Annotated in this window: 16 protein-coding genes; 11 read left to right on the top strand and 5 right to left on the bottom strand. The window is 59.7% G+C overall.

Annotated features, from left to right (window positions below):
• Positions 1-11 precede the first annotated feature (11 nt).
• The 10 genes from cybC (at position 12) to C1Y42_RS14855 (ending at position 8,137) form a co-directional block, all read left to right on the top strand.
• Positions 12-398: a cytochrome b562 gene (gene cybC / locus C1Y42_RS14900; RefSeq protein WP_104093859.1), complete on the top strand. Its 387-nt coding sequence runs from the start codon at positions 12-14 to the stop codon at positions 396-398.
• 263 nt (positions 399-661) lie between these two features.
• Positions 662-1,000: a glycine dehydrogenase gene (locus C1Y42_RS14895; protein ID WP_010617110.1), complete on the top strand. Its 339-nt coding sequence runs from the start codon at positions 662-664 to the stop codon at positions 998-1,000.
• Positions 1,001-1,019: 19 nt separating this feature from the next.
• The gene (locus C1Y42_RS14890) at positions 1,020-1,376 is read left to right on the top strand and encodes an SFCGS family glycine-rich protein (RefSeq protein ID WP_021509727.1); all 357 of its coding nucleotides are present in this window, start codon (positions 1,020-1,022) and stop codon (positions 1,374-1,376) included.
• Between the two features lie 2 nt (positions 1,377-1,378).
• Positions 1,379-1,675 carry a DUF4312 family protein gene (locus C1Y42_RS14885; protein WP_104093858.1) on the top strand — a complete coding sequence of 99 codons (297 nt, stop codon included), beginning with the start codon at positions 1,379-1,381 and terminating at the stop codon, positions 1,673-1,675.
• Positions 1,676-1,700: 25 nt separating this feature from the next.
• Positions 1,701-2,477, top strand: coding sequence for a DUF4311 domain-containing protein (locus C1Y42_RS14880; protein WP_021509725.1), 777 nt, complete (start codon positions 1,701-1,703; stop codon positions 2,475-2,477).
• Positions 2,478-2,489: 12 nt separating this feature from the next.
• A complete protein-coding gene (locus tag C1Y42_RS14875; protein ID WP_021509724.1) occupies positions 2,490-3,137 on the top strand; it encodes a DUF4310 family protein in 648 nt (215 codons plus the stop codon).
• 92 nt (positions 3,138-3,229) lie between these two features.
• The gene (locus C1Y42_RS14870; RefSeq protein WP_104093857.1) at positions 3,230-4,363 is read left to right on the top strand and encodes an amidohydrolase/deacetylase family metallohydrolase; all 1,134 of its coding nucleotides are present in this window, start codon (positions 3,230-3,232) and stop codon (positions 4,361-4,363) included.
• Positions 4,347-5,468, top strand: a complete 1,122-nt coding sequence (locus C1Y42_RS14865) for a DgaE family pyridoxal phosphate-dependent ammonia lyase (protein WP_058759854.1) — start codon at positions 4,347-4,349, stop codon at positions 5,466-5,468. The genes C1Y42_RS14870 and C1Y42_RS14865 overlap by 17 nt, the downstream gene beginning before the upstream one ends.
• Entirely contained in the window at positions 5,465-6,202 is a 738-nt protein-coding gene (locus tag C1Y42_RS14860) for a KDGP aldolase family protein (RefSeq protein WP_059012418.1), read from the top strand. The genes C1Y42_RS14865 and C1Y42_RS14860 overlap by 4 nt, the downstream gene beginning before the upstream one ends.
• Before the next feature lie 24 nt (positions 6,203-6,226).
• The gene (locus C1Y42_RS14855; protein WP_021509720.1) at positions 6,227-8,137 is read left to right on the top strand and encodes a transcription antiterminator; all 1,911 of its coding nucleotides are present in this window, start codon (positions 6,227-6,229) and stop codon (positions 8,135-8,137) included.
• 347 nt (positions 8,138-8,484) lie between these two features.
• Here C1Y42_RS14855 and C1Y42_RS14850 read toward each other — a convergent pair whose 3' ends face one another.
• On the bottom strand, positions 8,485-9,384 hold the full coding sequence (locus C1Y42_RS14850) for a LysR family transcriptional regulator (RefSeq protein WP_021509719.1): 900 nt from the start codon (positions 9,382-9,384) through the stop codon (positions 8,485-8,487).
• A gap of 129 nt (positions 9,385-9,513) precedes the next feature.
• Here C1Y42_RS14850 and C1Y42_RS14845 point away from each other — a divergent pair, with 129 nt between their 5' ends.
• Entirely contained in the window at positions 9,514-10,215 is a 702-nt protein-coding gene (locus C1Y42_RS14845; protein WP_031280148.1) for a pirin family protein, read from the top strand.
• A gap of 30 nt (positions 10,216-10,245) precedes the next feature.
• Here the strand turns inward: C1Y42_RS14845 and dolP are convergent, their stop codons facing one another.
• From dolP to C1Y42_RS14825, 4 genes are read right to left on the bottom strand one after another with little or no spacing between them, the layout of a single operon-like run.
• Entirely contained in the window at positions 10,246-10,818 is a 573-nt protein-coding gene (gene dolP, locus C1Y42_RS14840; RefSeq protein WP_021509717.1) for a division/outer membrane stress-associated lipid-binding lipoprotein, read from the bottom strand.
• A gap of 14 nt (positions 10,819-10,832) precedes the next feature.
• Positions 10,833-11,420 carry a DnaA initiator-associating protein DiaA gene (gene diaA, locus C1Y42_RS14835; protein ID WP_021509716.1) on the bottom strand — a complete coding sequence of 196 codons (588 nt, stop codon included), beginning with the start codon at positions 11,418-11,420 and terminating at the stop codon, positions 10,833-10,835.
• Positions 11,421-11,434: 14 nt separating this feature from the next.
• Positions 11,435-11,830, bottom strand: a complete 396-nt coding sequence (locus tag C1Y42_RS14830) for a YraN family protein (RefSeq protein WP_021509715.1) — start codon at positions 11,828-11,830, stop codon at positions 11,435-11,437.
• Positions 11,788-13,833: a penicillin-binding protein activator gene (locus C1Y42_RS14825; protein WP_104093856.1), complete on the bottom strand. Its 2,046-nt coding sequence runs from the start codon at positions 13,831-13,833 to the stop codon at positions 11,788-11,790. The genes C1Y42_RS14830 and C1Y42_RS14825 overlap by 43 nt, the downstream gene beginning before the upstream one ends.
• Positions 13,834-13,848 lie beyond the last annotated feature (15 nt).

Here is a 13,848-nt window from a genome sequence, read left to right as displayed (position 1 = left end):
AGGAAAACGTTATGCGTAAGCATGTGATTGCTGTGTTGTCTTTGTCGTTGCTGTTCTCTTCAGCCAGCCTGTTCGCGGCTGACCTGGAGCAGGATATGGATACTCTGAAAGACGGGCTGAGTGTCGTTAAGAAAACCTCTGACGCGCAGGAAATGCACGCTGCACTGGGCAAGATGCGTGCCGCTGCGCAGGATGCAAAAAAATCCACGCCGGAAAAACTGGAAGGTCAGGGCGCTGACAGCGCACAGATCAAGGATTACCACGCCGGTCTGGACTCACTGATTGCCCAGATTGACGTTGTCGACCAGCTGGCGCAGGCTAACAAGCTGGACGAGGCGAAAACCGAAGCGAAGAAACTGGAAGATATCCGTAACGCCAACCATAAGAAATTCCGCTGATAAACCGGGCCAGCCTGCAGGCTGGCCTTATTCCTGCCGCGGCCTCGCATCATTCCACCGTTTTTATCCCGCTCTTTACGTCATTTCACGCATTTCGTGAGCGATCTCGCATAGTTCGTGCATCGTGCGATCTGGCGCACAGTCGCCCGTGGGATTTCCACTTTGAGGTGGAAATGTTGCGTCTCCACACCGCCAGGCGGACAGCGTAATTTCTTCTCAACGCGAATTATCTGACATTGTCCGCTGTAAACAGGAGTAACAAGGTGAGGAGTGATGCTGTCCCGCTGAAACCGAGCACGCCGGAGGCAATCCAGGCGCTGGCGGATAAGGTGATGAATCAAATCGCGGCGCTGTATGCCGCGCACCACATTGCAGCCAATGCGGTGCAACAGCAAATGCTGGCCTCACATGTCCGCGCCATGGCGGCTCGCTCTCTCACCGGAGAGGCGCTGCCGGACGTCGAAGCCGAACTGTTTGAGGACATCTCGCCTGAGACCATGGCGCTGGCGCAGCAGGTGGTGGATCTGTTTGGCAATTTGCCTGTCGAAGAAGCCTGGCTGCTGTCGGTGCATATCGAAGTGGCGAAATCGAACGAAGCATGAATTGAGAGAGGAACGGAATATGGTAACGGTAGTGATTGGCGATCGTCTGGGTAAAGGACAGAAAGTGGCAGCTGGCGTCGAAAAAGCCGGCGGCCGGGCAGTAGTAGTACCGGGCGTGGCGGCAGATATGAAACTGGGCGACGTGATGAAGGCGGAAAACGCTGATTTCGGCATCTCCTTCTGCGGCAGCGGCGGCGCCGGTGCCATCACCGCGCAGAACAAGTACGGCTACAAAGCCAAACACGGCATGCGTTCGGTTGACGAAGGGGTAACCGCCATCAACGAAGGCGCCACCGTGCTCGGTTTTGGCTTCATGGATAAAGAAGAGCTGGGTGAGCGTCTGGTTCAGGCCTGGAATAAAAAACACGGCAGCTAAGCATGAAACAACAGTATGAGACGCAGGTCACGGTGCAGGGCAAAGGCGACAGCAAAGTAAAAGCCTTCGCCGATGCGCTCAGCAAGGTGCAGCAGCAGGTGCTGCGCACCAGCCAGAAAATTCTGTTGCGCATTGAACCGCTTGATGTGCGGGTGCTGCGCGCGCAGGAGAGCGTGCGGAAGGAGAAATTTCTGTTCTTCTTCCTCGCGCGTGAACGGCGGAATTACAGCGTGGAGCTGGAAATTACCGTCAGCGTCACTGTGATCGACACCGAGAGCGTGACCTTCATAGCAACGTAAGAATAACGACAACAAGGGTAACAATATGTTTTTAATCATTTTGTTTAAGTCGTTGATCATAGGTGGATTAGTCGGCGTGGGCGTTGGAGCGGGCGCGGCGCGCATGTTCCACGCGCCTGTCACGCAGGGGATGGGTGCCTTCCGTACGCTGGGCGAGCTCAACTCCTGCGAGGGCGATCCGGCTTCGCACTTCTCCTTTGGTCTCGGCTTCTTCTTTAACGCCTGGGCATCCTCCGTTGCCGCGGGCTCCTTCACGCAGGATGTGGATCACCGCATTCTGCCGAACTGGGGCGCGGCCGCACTGATGGTAAAGAACCGCAACGTCGCGGAAACGCTGCATAACCCGAAACGCATGGCGATTGCCTGCGGCATCATCGGCATGATCGTGGTGGCCTTCCTGAACAGTACCGCTTCCGCCGTACCGGCTGCGCTGCAGGTGACCGCAGTAAAAGTGCTGGTGCCGGCGGCGAATCTGCTGGTGAACACGGTGATGCCGGTGATCTTCTGGCTGGCGGCAATTGATGCCGGTAAGAAATCGGGCTTCTGGGCAACCATTTTTGGTGGTCTGGCGCAGTTGATCATGGGTAACGCCGTGCCGGGTCTGGTGCTGGGCATTCTGATCGGTAAAGGCGTGGAAGAGAGCGGCTGGAACAAAGTCACCAAAGTGATGATGGCTGCGATTGTCCTGCTGTTTGTGCTGAGCGGCTTCTTCCGTGGCTTCGATGTGAAACTGCTGCAATCCTTCCAGCTCGGCATCCCTGGCTGGCTGGACATGATCCACAACAGCCTGAGCGGCAAATAAGGAGCCTTCAGCATGAACGAGAACGAAAACAAAGGGTTCTGGTACGCCGACTGGTCTTTCCCGCTGTTTGTCGGCCTGCTCTCCTCCGGCGTATTCGCCGGGACGCACATGTACTACCTGTACGGCATCGGTGCTTTTAACGAAGTGGCATTCGTTTCGATGCTGCGCTCCGGCATGGAAACCGGCGTGTACGGCGCGGTGGCGGCGTTTGGTGCCAGCTTCCTGTTTGCCCGCATCATTGAAGGCTCGCTGGTAGGGATTCTGGATATCGGCGGCGCGATTCAGACCGGCGTCGGCCTCGGTGTGCCAGCGCTGCTGCTGGGAGCCGGTATCGTGTTTCCGGTGGCGAACTTTGCCGCCTCGCTGGCAACCGGGCTGGTGATTGGCGTGGCGATTGGCTACGTAATTATCCTCGCACGCAAATTCACCATCAACCAGAGCGATTCCACCTACGGCGCGGACGTAATGATGGGCGCCGGGAATGCCTCCGGTCGCTTCCTTGGTCCACTGATTATTCTGTCTGCCATGGCGGCGTCGATTCCGATCGGCCTCGGTTCGCTGGTCGGTGCACTGCTGTTTTACCTGTGGAACAAGCCGATTACCGGCGGCGCGATTCTCGGTGCCATGGTGCTTGGCGCTATCTTCCCGGTTTCTCTGTAAGCGCGAAATAGCTGCACAATCCCGTAGCGGCGCGATTTATCGCGCAATAAATTGCGCCGCTACGGCATGTGCGCTCTGTAAATGGGGGTTTTATGTTTGATCTGATTCTGCGCCGCGCGCGTCTGTGTGATGAACAGCTGGTGGATATCGCGATTAACGCCGGCAAAATCGCGGCGGTCGGTAAGGTGGACGGCGCAGCGCAACAGGAGCGCGATCTCGGCGGCTGCTACTACGTCAGCGCCGGCTGGATTGACAGCCACGTACACTGCTATCCCAAATCACCGATTTACCACGACGAAGCCGACGCGATTGGCGTGGCGCAGGGCGTCACCACCGTGGTGGATGCGGGCAGCACCGGTGCCGATCATATCGACGACTTTTATCAGCTGACGCGCAGCGCGAAGACCGAAGTGCGCGCGCTGATCAACATCTCGCGCACCGGCATCGTCACGCAGAACGAGCTGGCCGACATGGCGCAGATCGACGGCGAAGCGGTGGTGCAGGCGGTACAGCGTCGCCCGGACTTTATCGTCGGCCTGAAGGCGCGCATGAGCAGCAGCGTGGTCGGCGACAACGGCATTCAGCCGCTGGTGCGCGCCAAAGCCATTCAGCAGGCGGCGGGCAATCTGCCGCTGATGGTGCACATCGGTAACAACCCGCCGGTGCTGGAGGAGATCGCCGCGCTGCTCACTTCCGGCGACATCATCACTCACTGCTTTAACGGCAAGCCGAACCGCATTCTGTCACCGCAGGGCGAGCTGAAAGCGGCGGTTAAGCAGGCGATCGCGCGCGGCGTGAAGCTGGATATCGGCCACGGCAGCGCCAGCTTCAGTTTTGCGGTGGCGCGCGAGGCGATTGCCCAGGGCATTCTGCCGGACACCATCAGCTCCGATATCTATTGTCGCAACCGCATAAATGGCCCGGTACACAGCCTGGCGCACGTGATGTCGAAATTTTTCTCCATCGGCATGACGCTGCCGCAGGTGATCGCCTGCGTCACCGTTAATGCCGCAGCGGGTCTGCGTCTGGCCGGTAAAGGGCATCTGACCGCCGGTTATGACGCCGATCTGACCATTTTTACCGTCAAAGAGGAAGCCCGCCCGTTCGTCGATGCTGAAGGCGAACGGGTCACGGGTGAGCAACATTTGCTGCCGCTGGCCGTGGTGATCGCGGGCCAGTGGCATCTGACTGAGGAAGGGAAAGCGCATCATGTCTTCGATTTATGAGAAATATGACCTGAAACAGGTGATCAACGCCTCCGGCCGTATGACCATTCTCGGCGTGTCGACGCCGTCCGCCGACGTGGTGGATACCGTCAGCTACGGCCTCAATCACTACTTTGAGATCAAAGATCTGGTCAACAAAACCGGCGCCTACATCGCGCGCCTGCTGGAAGTCGAAAACGCGGTGGTGGTGTCCTGCGCCTCGGCCGGTATTGCCCAGTGCGTAGCGGCGGTGATCGTCAAAGATAACGACTGGCTGCTGGATAACCTGCACGCCGCGCCGCTCAGCGTGCCGCACGACATTGTTGTGCCGAAAGGCCATAACGTGAACTACGGCGCGCCGGTGGGCAGCATGGTGGCGCTGGGCGGCGGACGCCTGATTGAGGCCGGCTACAGTAATGAGTGCTCGCCAGAACAGCTGGCGGCGGCCATCACGCCGACCACCGCGGCGCTGCTGTACGTCAAGTCGCATCACTGTGTGCAGAAAAGCCATCTCAGCGTCGAACAGGCGGCAGTAGTCGCGCGCAAACACGGTATTCCGCTGATTGTCGATGCGGCGGCCGAAGAGGATTTGCAGTGCTATTACCAGATGGGCGCCGACCTGGTGATCTACAGCGGTGCCAAAGCCATTGAAGGGCCAACCAGCGGCCTGGTGATTGGCCGCAGCCAGTACGTCGAGTGGGTGAAACGCCAGAGCAACGGCATTGGCCGCGCGATGAAAGTTGGCAAAGAGGGCATTCTCGGTCTGACTCAGGCGATTGAAAACTATCTGCTGCAGAGCAAAACCAGCGGTGCCGACATGGTGGCGAAGATGACGCCCTTTATCGATAACCTCAACACGCTGAACGGCGTCAGCGCGCGCGTGGTGTGGGATGCGGCCGGTCGTGATATCGCCCGCGCCGAGATCAAATTTGATGAAGCGGTGACGGGCTGGCCAACCGGCGAGCTGGTGCAGGCGCTGAAAAACGGCGACATCGCCATCTATTTCCGCGGCTATAAAGCCAACGAAGGCATTATCGAAGCGGATGTGCGCAGCGTCAGCGCGGAACAGCTGCACATCATCTTTAGCCGCATCCAGGCGCTGCTCAGCGGAGGAAAACGCGCATGAATCTCAACCCCAATTTCTATCAGGGCCGTCTGTGCCTCAACGTGCTGGCCGGTTCAAAGCAGAATGCGCAGGCGATCTGGCAGGCGGCAGAAGGGCATGTGCTGGTCGGCGTTTTGTCGAAGAACTATGCCTCGAATGAGGCCGCGATTGCCGATATGCGCGAGTATGCGGCGCTGATTGATAATGCGCTGTCGGTCGGGCTGGGCGCGGGCGACCCGAATCAGTCGGCGATGGTCAGTGAAATCTCGGCAGAACTGCAGCCGCAGCACGTTAATCAGGTCTTTACCGGCGTGGCCACCAGCCGCGCGCTGCTCGGACAGCCACACACCATCGTGAACGGTCTGGTTTCACCAACCGGCACGCCGGGCAAGGTGAAAATCTCCACCGGTCCGCGCAGTTCGCAGGCGGCGGACGGTATTGTGCCGATCGCCACGGCGATCGCCATGCTGCAGGATATGGGCGGCAGTTCGGTGAAGTATTTCCCGATGGGCGGCCTGAAAGCGGTGGAGGAGTATCGCGCGGTGGCGGACGCCTGTGCGCGCCATGATTTCTGGCTGGAGCCGACCGGCGGTATCGATCTTAGTAATTTCGAAGAGATCGTGCGGATTGCTCTGGAGGCCGGGGTCAGTAAAGTCATCCCGCACGTTTACAGCTCGATCATTGATAGCGCCAGCGGCGACACGCGCATTGACGATGTGCGTCAGCTTCTGGCAACGTGCAAGAAACTGCTGTAACAAATGAGTAACAGGTGAGGCTCCGTGAGATTTCCCAATCAGCGTTTAGCTCAACTCTTCGCGGCGCTGCAAAGCGAAACGCTGCCACAGGATGAGCTGGCGCGGCGTTTTTCCGTTTCAACGCGCACGGTGCGCACCGACATCACCGCGCTCAATGCGCTGCTGGAACAGCACGGCGCTCAGTTCGTGCTGGCGCGCGGCGCGGGCTATCAGCTAAAAATCGACGACGCGGTGCGCTTCGGCCGCCTGCAGCAGGAGAGTGCGGCACCGCTGCGGGTGCCGCGCACCTCGCAGGATCGGGTGCGCTATTTGCTGAGCCGCTTTCTCACCGCCGCGTATTCGCTCAAGCTGGAAGATCTGTCGGAAGAGTGGTTCGTCAGCCGCGCCACGTTGCAGAGCGATATGGCGGAAGTGCGCGAGTGGCTGGGCCGCTATCATCTCAACATCGAAACCAAGCCGCGCTACGGTATGAAACTGTTTGGCAGCGAGGCGGCGATTCGCACCTGCCTGACCGATCTGCTGTGGCAAATCGACCAGCAGACGCCGGACAGCCCGCTGCTGACGGTCGAGGCGCTGCACAGCGGCATGCTGGCGCAGCTGCAGCCGTTGCTGGCGCAGTGCTTCACGCAGCACGCCATCCGGCTGAGCGATGAGGGCGAGCGCTATCTGCTGATCTACTGCGCGGTGGCGGTGCGCCGCATCAGCGAAGGCTTCCCGCTCAGCGATCCCGGCGCGGAGGATGTCGGCGAGGAGATACGCGAGGCGGCGCACGATCTGGTTAATCTGATGCGCCCGCTGGTGGGCAAAGGCATCTCGCAGGCGGAAGAGAACTGGCTGCGCGTCAATATTGCGGCGCGGCAGATTCAGGCGCTGGCCCCCAGCACCATCAACGCCGATGACGCGGATGCGCTGGTGGATTACCTGCTTAACTACATCAACACCCATTACAACTACCGGCTGCAGCAGGATGAGCAGCTGCGCGCCGATCTGCTCACGCACATCAAAACCATGATTACCCGCGTGCGCTATCAGATCCACATCCCCAATCCGCTGCTGAGTAACATCAAACAGCACTACCCGATGGCCTACGATGTGACGCTGGCGGCCGTCACCAGCTGGGGCAAATACACGCCGTATACCATCAGCGAAAACGAGATTGGCTTTCTGGTGCTGCACATCGGCGTCGGGCTGGAGCGACATTATGATGTCGGCTACCAGCGACACCCGCAGGTGTTGCTGGTTTGCGACAGCGGCAACTCCACGCTGCGCATGATCGAGGCGCTGCTGCTGCGCAAATACCCGCAGCTGGTGGTGACGGCGCGGCTGTCGCAGCGCGACTACGAAGTGCGTGCACACATTGATGAAGATTTTGTTATTTCAACCGCGCGGCTCAGCGAGAAGAACAAGCCGGTAGTGATGATGTCGCCATTCCCTACGGAGTTTCAGCTGGAACAGCTCGGCAAGCTGGTGCTGGTGGATCGCACCCGGCCTTACATGCTGGAGAAGTACTTCGACGCGCAGCATTTCATGGTGCTCGACCGGCCAATGAGCCAGTCGGCGCTGTTCCGCCTGCTGTGCGATCGGCTCGAGGCGGAGGGCTATGTCGATGCTGATTTTTATCCTTCAGTCGAAGAGCGTGAAGCGATTGTCAGTACCATGCTGGGCGAAGGGATTGCGCTGCCACACTCGCTGGGATTACTGGCTAAAAAAACCGTGGTTTATACCGTGCTGGCACCGCACGGCGTGAGCTGGGGCGATGAGACGGCCTCAGTGATTTTCCTGCTGGCGATCAGTAAGAGCGAATATGAGGAGGCGATGGCGATTTACGATCTGTTTGTCACCTTCCTGCGCGAAAGGGCGGTGACAAGACTGCGCGACTGCGCTGATTTCGTCAGCTTTAAAGCGGTGGCGATGGATTGTCTGAGCCGGTTGTGATGGGGATGGGTGCGGTTTGTCCCTCACCCTAACCCTCTCCCGCAAGCGGGAGAGGGGACCGATCCAGCGGTGAGTGAGTTCAGGCACTAAGCCTGGCTACATATTCAAAACCTGCTCAAATTATTCTCTCCCGCAAGCGGGAGAGGGGACCGATCCAGCGGCGTGTGAGTTCAGGCGCTGATCCTCAGCTTCCCTCTCAAATCCTGCTCAAATAATTCTTCCCCGCATGTGGGGACCGATTCAGCGGTGTGTAAGTAGATTCCCTCTTAAAACCGTGTTCGGTCGGCTCCCTCTCCCGCGTGCGGGAGAGGGCTGGGGTGAGGGCGAAATGCCGCCAGCACCCAAAATCAGCCGCGTTTCGCCAGCAGTTTCGGAATCTCACGCAGGCACCATGCTTTGGCTTCACCCATGCTATCGCGGCGCCACGCCATAATAATATCCACCTCACGGGTGTACTCGGCGCTGACGACGCGCAGGCGGCCTTCGGCGATATCTTTCTCCACCATCGGATAGGGCATGGTCGCTACGCCGAGACCCGCCAGCAGCGCGCGGCGTTTATCATCCATGCTGCTGACCGTCAGACGCTGCTGTTTGTCCAGCAGCTGCACCGTCAACACCGGACGTTCGCGCGCGGTGTCCGCCACAGCGATGCCGCGATACTTAACGCGCGTGACCTCGGACAGCGGCTCGGCTTCCTGATGAATCGGGTGATCCGGACTGGCAACATACACGCTCATAATGCTGTACAGCTTGCGCGTGTTGATTTCGGTGGAGGCGCGAAAATGCAAATCCGGCGCGATCACGATGTCGGCGCGCCCCTGTTCCAGTCGTTCCCACGCGCCCGCCAGCACTTCGGTGACCAGCGAAATCTGCGTATTGGCTTTCTCGGCCAGCTTCTCGACCAGCGGGAACAGCAGCTCGGTCGGGATCAGCGCTTCGGCCACGATGGTCAGATGGGTTTCCCAGCCGCGCGCCAGCGCTTCGGCATCGGTGGTGAGTTTATCGGCGGCTTCCAGCAGCACGCGGCCGCGTTCCAGCAGCATCCGCCCGACGTTAGTGAATTTGGTGCGATGGCCGGAGCGGTCAAACAGCACCACATCCAGCTCCTCTTCCAGCTTCTGCATGGTGTAGCTCAGCGCCGATGGCACGCGTCCCAGCTCGTCGGCCGCAGCGGCGAAGCTGCCGCGACGGTCAATAGCATCCATCACACGTAAAGCTTCCAGGGTTAACGCGCGCTCTTTAGCCATGCCGACTCTCTGTCAGTAAATTTGAATATGCCAGGCAGATTAACTGGCTAACAATCCGGCGTCCAGCCTTTTACCATTGACGTATAAAGCCTGTGGTGGATTCTCACCGCAGTGCGTCGGAGGTAAAGCATGATGACAACCCGCTGCGCGTCCGCATGTGGCCAGGCCGATTTCGGTTGGTTGCAGGCGCGCTATAGCTTCTCATTTGGCCACTATTTTGATCCCCAGCTGATGGGCTACGCCTCGCTGCGCGTGCTGAATCAGGAAGTGCTGGCACCCGGTGCGGCATTTCAGCCGCGCACCTATCCGCAGGTGGATGTGCTCAACCTGGTGCTGCAGGGTGAAGCTGAATACCGCGACAGCGAAGGCAATCACCTGGTGGCGCGCGAGGGCGAAGCGATGCTGCTGTCGGCCCGCCAGGGCGTCAATTACAGCGAACACAATATCAGCAAGGATCGCCCACTGACGCGCATGCAGCTGTGGCTGGCCGCCTGTCCGGAACGGGAAAATCCGCTGCTGCAAAAACGCGCGCTGCCGCAGCAAACCCATGTACTGATTGCGTCACCGGATGGCGCGGACGGCAGTTTGCAGCTGCGCCAGCAGGTGTGGGTACATCAGGTCACGCTGGCACCGGGCGAGCAGTACAGCCTGGCGCTGCACGGACCGCGCGCCTATTTGCAGTCGATTCACGGTGCGCTTGAGGTACGGGCCAGCAGTGCGCATCAGGAGCAGCTGCGCTGTGGCGATGGGGCGTTTGTCAGTGAAGAGGCGCAGATTACGCTGCAGGCGGAAACGCCGCTGCGCGCGCTGGTGATTGATATTCCGGTATAAAAAAGGCGGCCCTGCTGGCCGCCTGTGGCATTATTTCAGAATGGTAAAGGCGGTGGTGACGTGCTTCACGCCGCTGACACGGCTGGCGATATCTGCTGCTGCCTTCGCTTCTTCCTGCGTTACCAGACCCAGCAGGAACACTTCCCCGTTCTCAGTGGTGACTTTCACGTTGGACGATTTCACCTGATCGCTGCCCAGCAGCTGCGAGCGGATTTTGGTGGTGATCCATGTATCCGATGAAGACGTGCCAAGGCTCACTTTCTGCCCGGTGCGAATCTCGTTATACACCTCTGTCGCGCCATCAACGCCCATGGCGATCTGTTTCGCCCGGCTGGCGAGATCGGCTGACGGTGCCTGACCGGTCAGCAGTACTTTGCCCTGATACGCGGTCACGACCACGCGCGCCTGATTTTTGATCTGCTCATCTTTTGCCAGCGCGTTAGTGACGCGCAGCTCCAGCGTGCCGTCATCAACCTGCGTGCCCACGGTACGCGGGTCGGTGGCGGTTTTGGTGGCGACCGCAGCGCCGCCGGCGACAACCGCCACGCAGCCCTGCAGCAGCATGGCGGTTAACAGAATGGCGATAGCGTTCAATGCTTTCATTTGAGCTCCTTCAGTCATTCCTGGTGTGGGAACAAAGTGTTATCAATCAAATCGCACAGGCAGTTCAGCGTCAGCATATGCATCTCCTGAATGCGTGCGCTGCGATGTGACGGAATGCGAATTTCCACATCGTGCGGACCGAGCAGGCCCGCCAGCTCACCGCCGTCATGGCCGGTCAGCGCGACGATAGTCATATCGCGGGTAACCGCAGCTTCCACCGCTTTAACAATATCGCGGGTGTTGCCACGGGTGGAGATGGCCAGCAGAACGTCGCCGGCCTGTCCAAGCGCACGAACCTGCTTGGCATAAATTTCGTCGTGCAGACGGTCGTTACCGATCGCCGTCAGCATCACATTGTCCGCACTCAGCGCCAGCGCCGGCAGGCTGGGACGCTCGGTCTCAAAACGGTTAATCATGCTGGCGGCAAAATGCTGGGCGTTAGCCGCCGAGGCGCCGTTACCGCAGCTGAGGATTTTGTTGCCGTTCAGCAGTGACTGCACCAGCGTCATCGCGGCGCGGGAAATCGCATCTGGCAGCGCTTCGGCTGCGGCGATTTGCGTCTGAATACTTTCGGTAAAACACGCTTTAATTCTGTCCTGCACAAGACCACCTGGTTCTATCCATCCGCACGAAAGGCATCGGCCAGCCACACCAGTTCGCGCCCGGTGATGGCGATGATGTCAAAACGGCAATTCACCGTATCAAAACTGCCGCCGCGTGCCAGCAACCACAGCGCAGCGGTACGCAGCAGCTTTTGTTGTTTCTGGCGCGTCACGCTGGCAGCCGCGCCGCCAAAACGTGCATCGCGCCGATAGCGCACTTCAACAAACACCCAGCAATCTGCGTCGCGCATAATCAGGTCGATTTCCCCGCTGCGGCAGCGCACATTGCTGGCTTCCCACTGCAGTCCGGCGCGCTCAAGGTAGCGACGCGCCTGCTGCTCCTGCTCAGCGCCGAGGCGCTGGCGGTTTACTGCACCGGAACGATTTGTCCCTGACGATACTGGTTCCATGCCAACTTCCTGTTGATCACGCAATCCGTGTCGGCGCTCAGCTTGCCGGTGTTGCCATCAATGGCGAAGCCCGGTACCTGACGCATCTGGTTAAACTGGTTCGCCAGCGTCCAGGCATCAATGCCCATCGCATAGAGGCGTACCAGCGAATAGTCATTGTTGAAACTGCGCGCCGCCTGCTGCATCAGGCCTGGATTGGCACCGGACAGCAGCGGAATATCGCTGAACTGCAGGCCATCCATCTCCAGCCGGAAGTCCGGACCGGCACCGGCCTGCGCGCTGCGCGAGCTGGCATACAGGGCGATGTTATTGCGGCTGCTGGTGCGCATGGCAATCATCGGCTTGATCAGCTGCAGTTCGTCCTGAGTGGCAATAATGTAAACCGCATCAACGCTGCCGCTGCTGCTGGCGCTCTCAGGTGCAGGAGCGCTGGTCTGCGGTGCCGGAATCGTCAGACCGGCGACCGCCACGCCCTGCGGCTGGTCCGGCTGGACCGTCAGCGGTGTGCCGCTCAGTGCAATACCGGCACCGCTGTTGATGCCCTGTTTCAGCTCGCCCACGCCGCCGAAACGCTGCTGCAGCACGGTTGCGCCGCCCAGCTTCTGCCACTCCTGCGCAAACGCTTTGCCCACGCGGTCGCCATAGCTGCTGCGCGGCATCAGCAGCAACGGCTGGCGTTTGCCCTGATCCCAGATATGGTGCGCGGCATCGCGCGCTTCGTCTTCAGGAGAAAGCGCAAAATAGCAAATATTCGGATGGTTCTGGATCTGCTCTGGCTCGTTGAGCGCCAGCACGTTCAGCGGTGTCTGACTGTTGGCGACCTGTTCCACGTTATTTTTTAACAGCGGACCGACCACCAGGGTGGCGCCATCCTGCTGCGCCTGCTGCATCACCTGAGCAATCGGCTGGCTGCTGGTGTCATACACTTTCACCTGGGCGCTGCTGGCAGGCTGCGCGACGGCTGGCTGTGCGGCGGGCTGCTGCGGCTGTGCGCTGTCTGACGGCGTGATGGCCGCGGCCGACGGACTGACTACCGCGTTGGCATCGCCACTGGCTGGTGTTGCCGTGCTGGCGGGCTGTTGCGTGGAGGCGCTGGCATCGCTGCTGGCGGGTGCGGCAGGGGCTGCCGGCGCAGTCAGCACACCGTTTTTCGCATCGTTGAAGCCTTTCTGGATGGCACTGGCGAACACCTGCGCCTGACCATTAAGCGGCAGCAGCAGCGCGATAGTGCTGGTCGAAGCTTTAGTGAAGTTCTGCACCTGGCTGAGCTGGGTCGGCAGGGTTTTCGCGCCAGGGTTTTGCGGATAGCGCGTCTGCCAGTCGCTAATGGCGGCTTTCAGCATCTGGGCATCCTGACTGTTGGCGTGCCAGGTATTCAGCAGGTCGAGCCAGCCCTGCAGCGTATTTTCGTCGGCGTTGATCACCACGCTGTTGAGCTGATCCTGGGTTAGCTGGGTCAGCGCCTGCCAGGTGGCGTCAATATTGCTCTGGTGATCGGCGCCTTTCAGCAGCGGTTCCTGAGCAATATAGGCGCGCAGCAGCGCGAGCGACGGACGATTTTGCGCAGCGGCAATCTGCAGCGCGTAGTAGCGCACCTGCTGATCCTGCGACAGGTCAGCGGCTTTTATCTGTCCCAGCAGCTGCTGAGCACCGTTGAAATCCTGCCGGGCAATTTGCAGCTGGGCGCGCAGCAGCAGCAGTTCCTGCTGTTGTACATCAGAGAGCTGCTGTGGCAGCTGACCGAGCTGGTTTTGCGCCTGTGGATACTTTCCTTCCTTCAGCAGGGCACGGATGGCAAGTAATTGCCAGTCGGTCTTGCTATCATCGCTGCTTTGCTGCACCTGCTGCAGATAATAGTCAGAGCGGCCCGTGGCAGGCCCCTGAACGTTTACGCTTGAGGTTTGCTGCGGTCCCTGGCCGCTACAGGCGGCCAGAATCAGGCCCGCGAGCAAAACAGGGACCAGGCGTCCTGCTTTATGACGTACGACTTTCGAAGGAAGCATACTGTATCCAGTGAT

This window comes from Pantoea sp. ICBG 985 (assembly GCF_002928365.1).
Taxonomy (GTDB): Bacteria; Pseudomonadota; Gammaproteobacteria; order Enterobacterales; family Enterobacteriaceae; genus Pantoea; species Pantoea dispersa.
The sequence above is the reverse complement of the archived record's forward strand: the minus strand, read 5'-3'. Positions and strand labels throughout refer to the sequence as shown.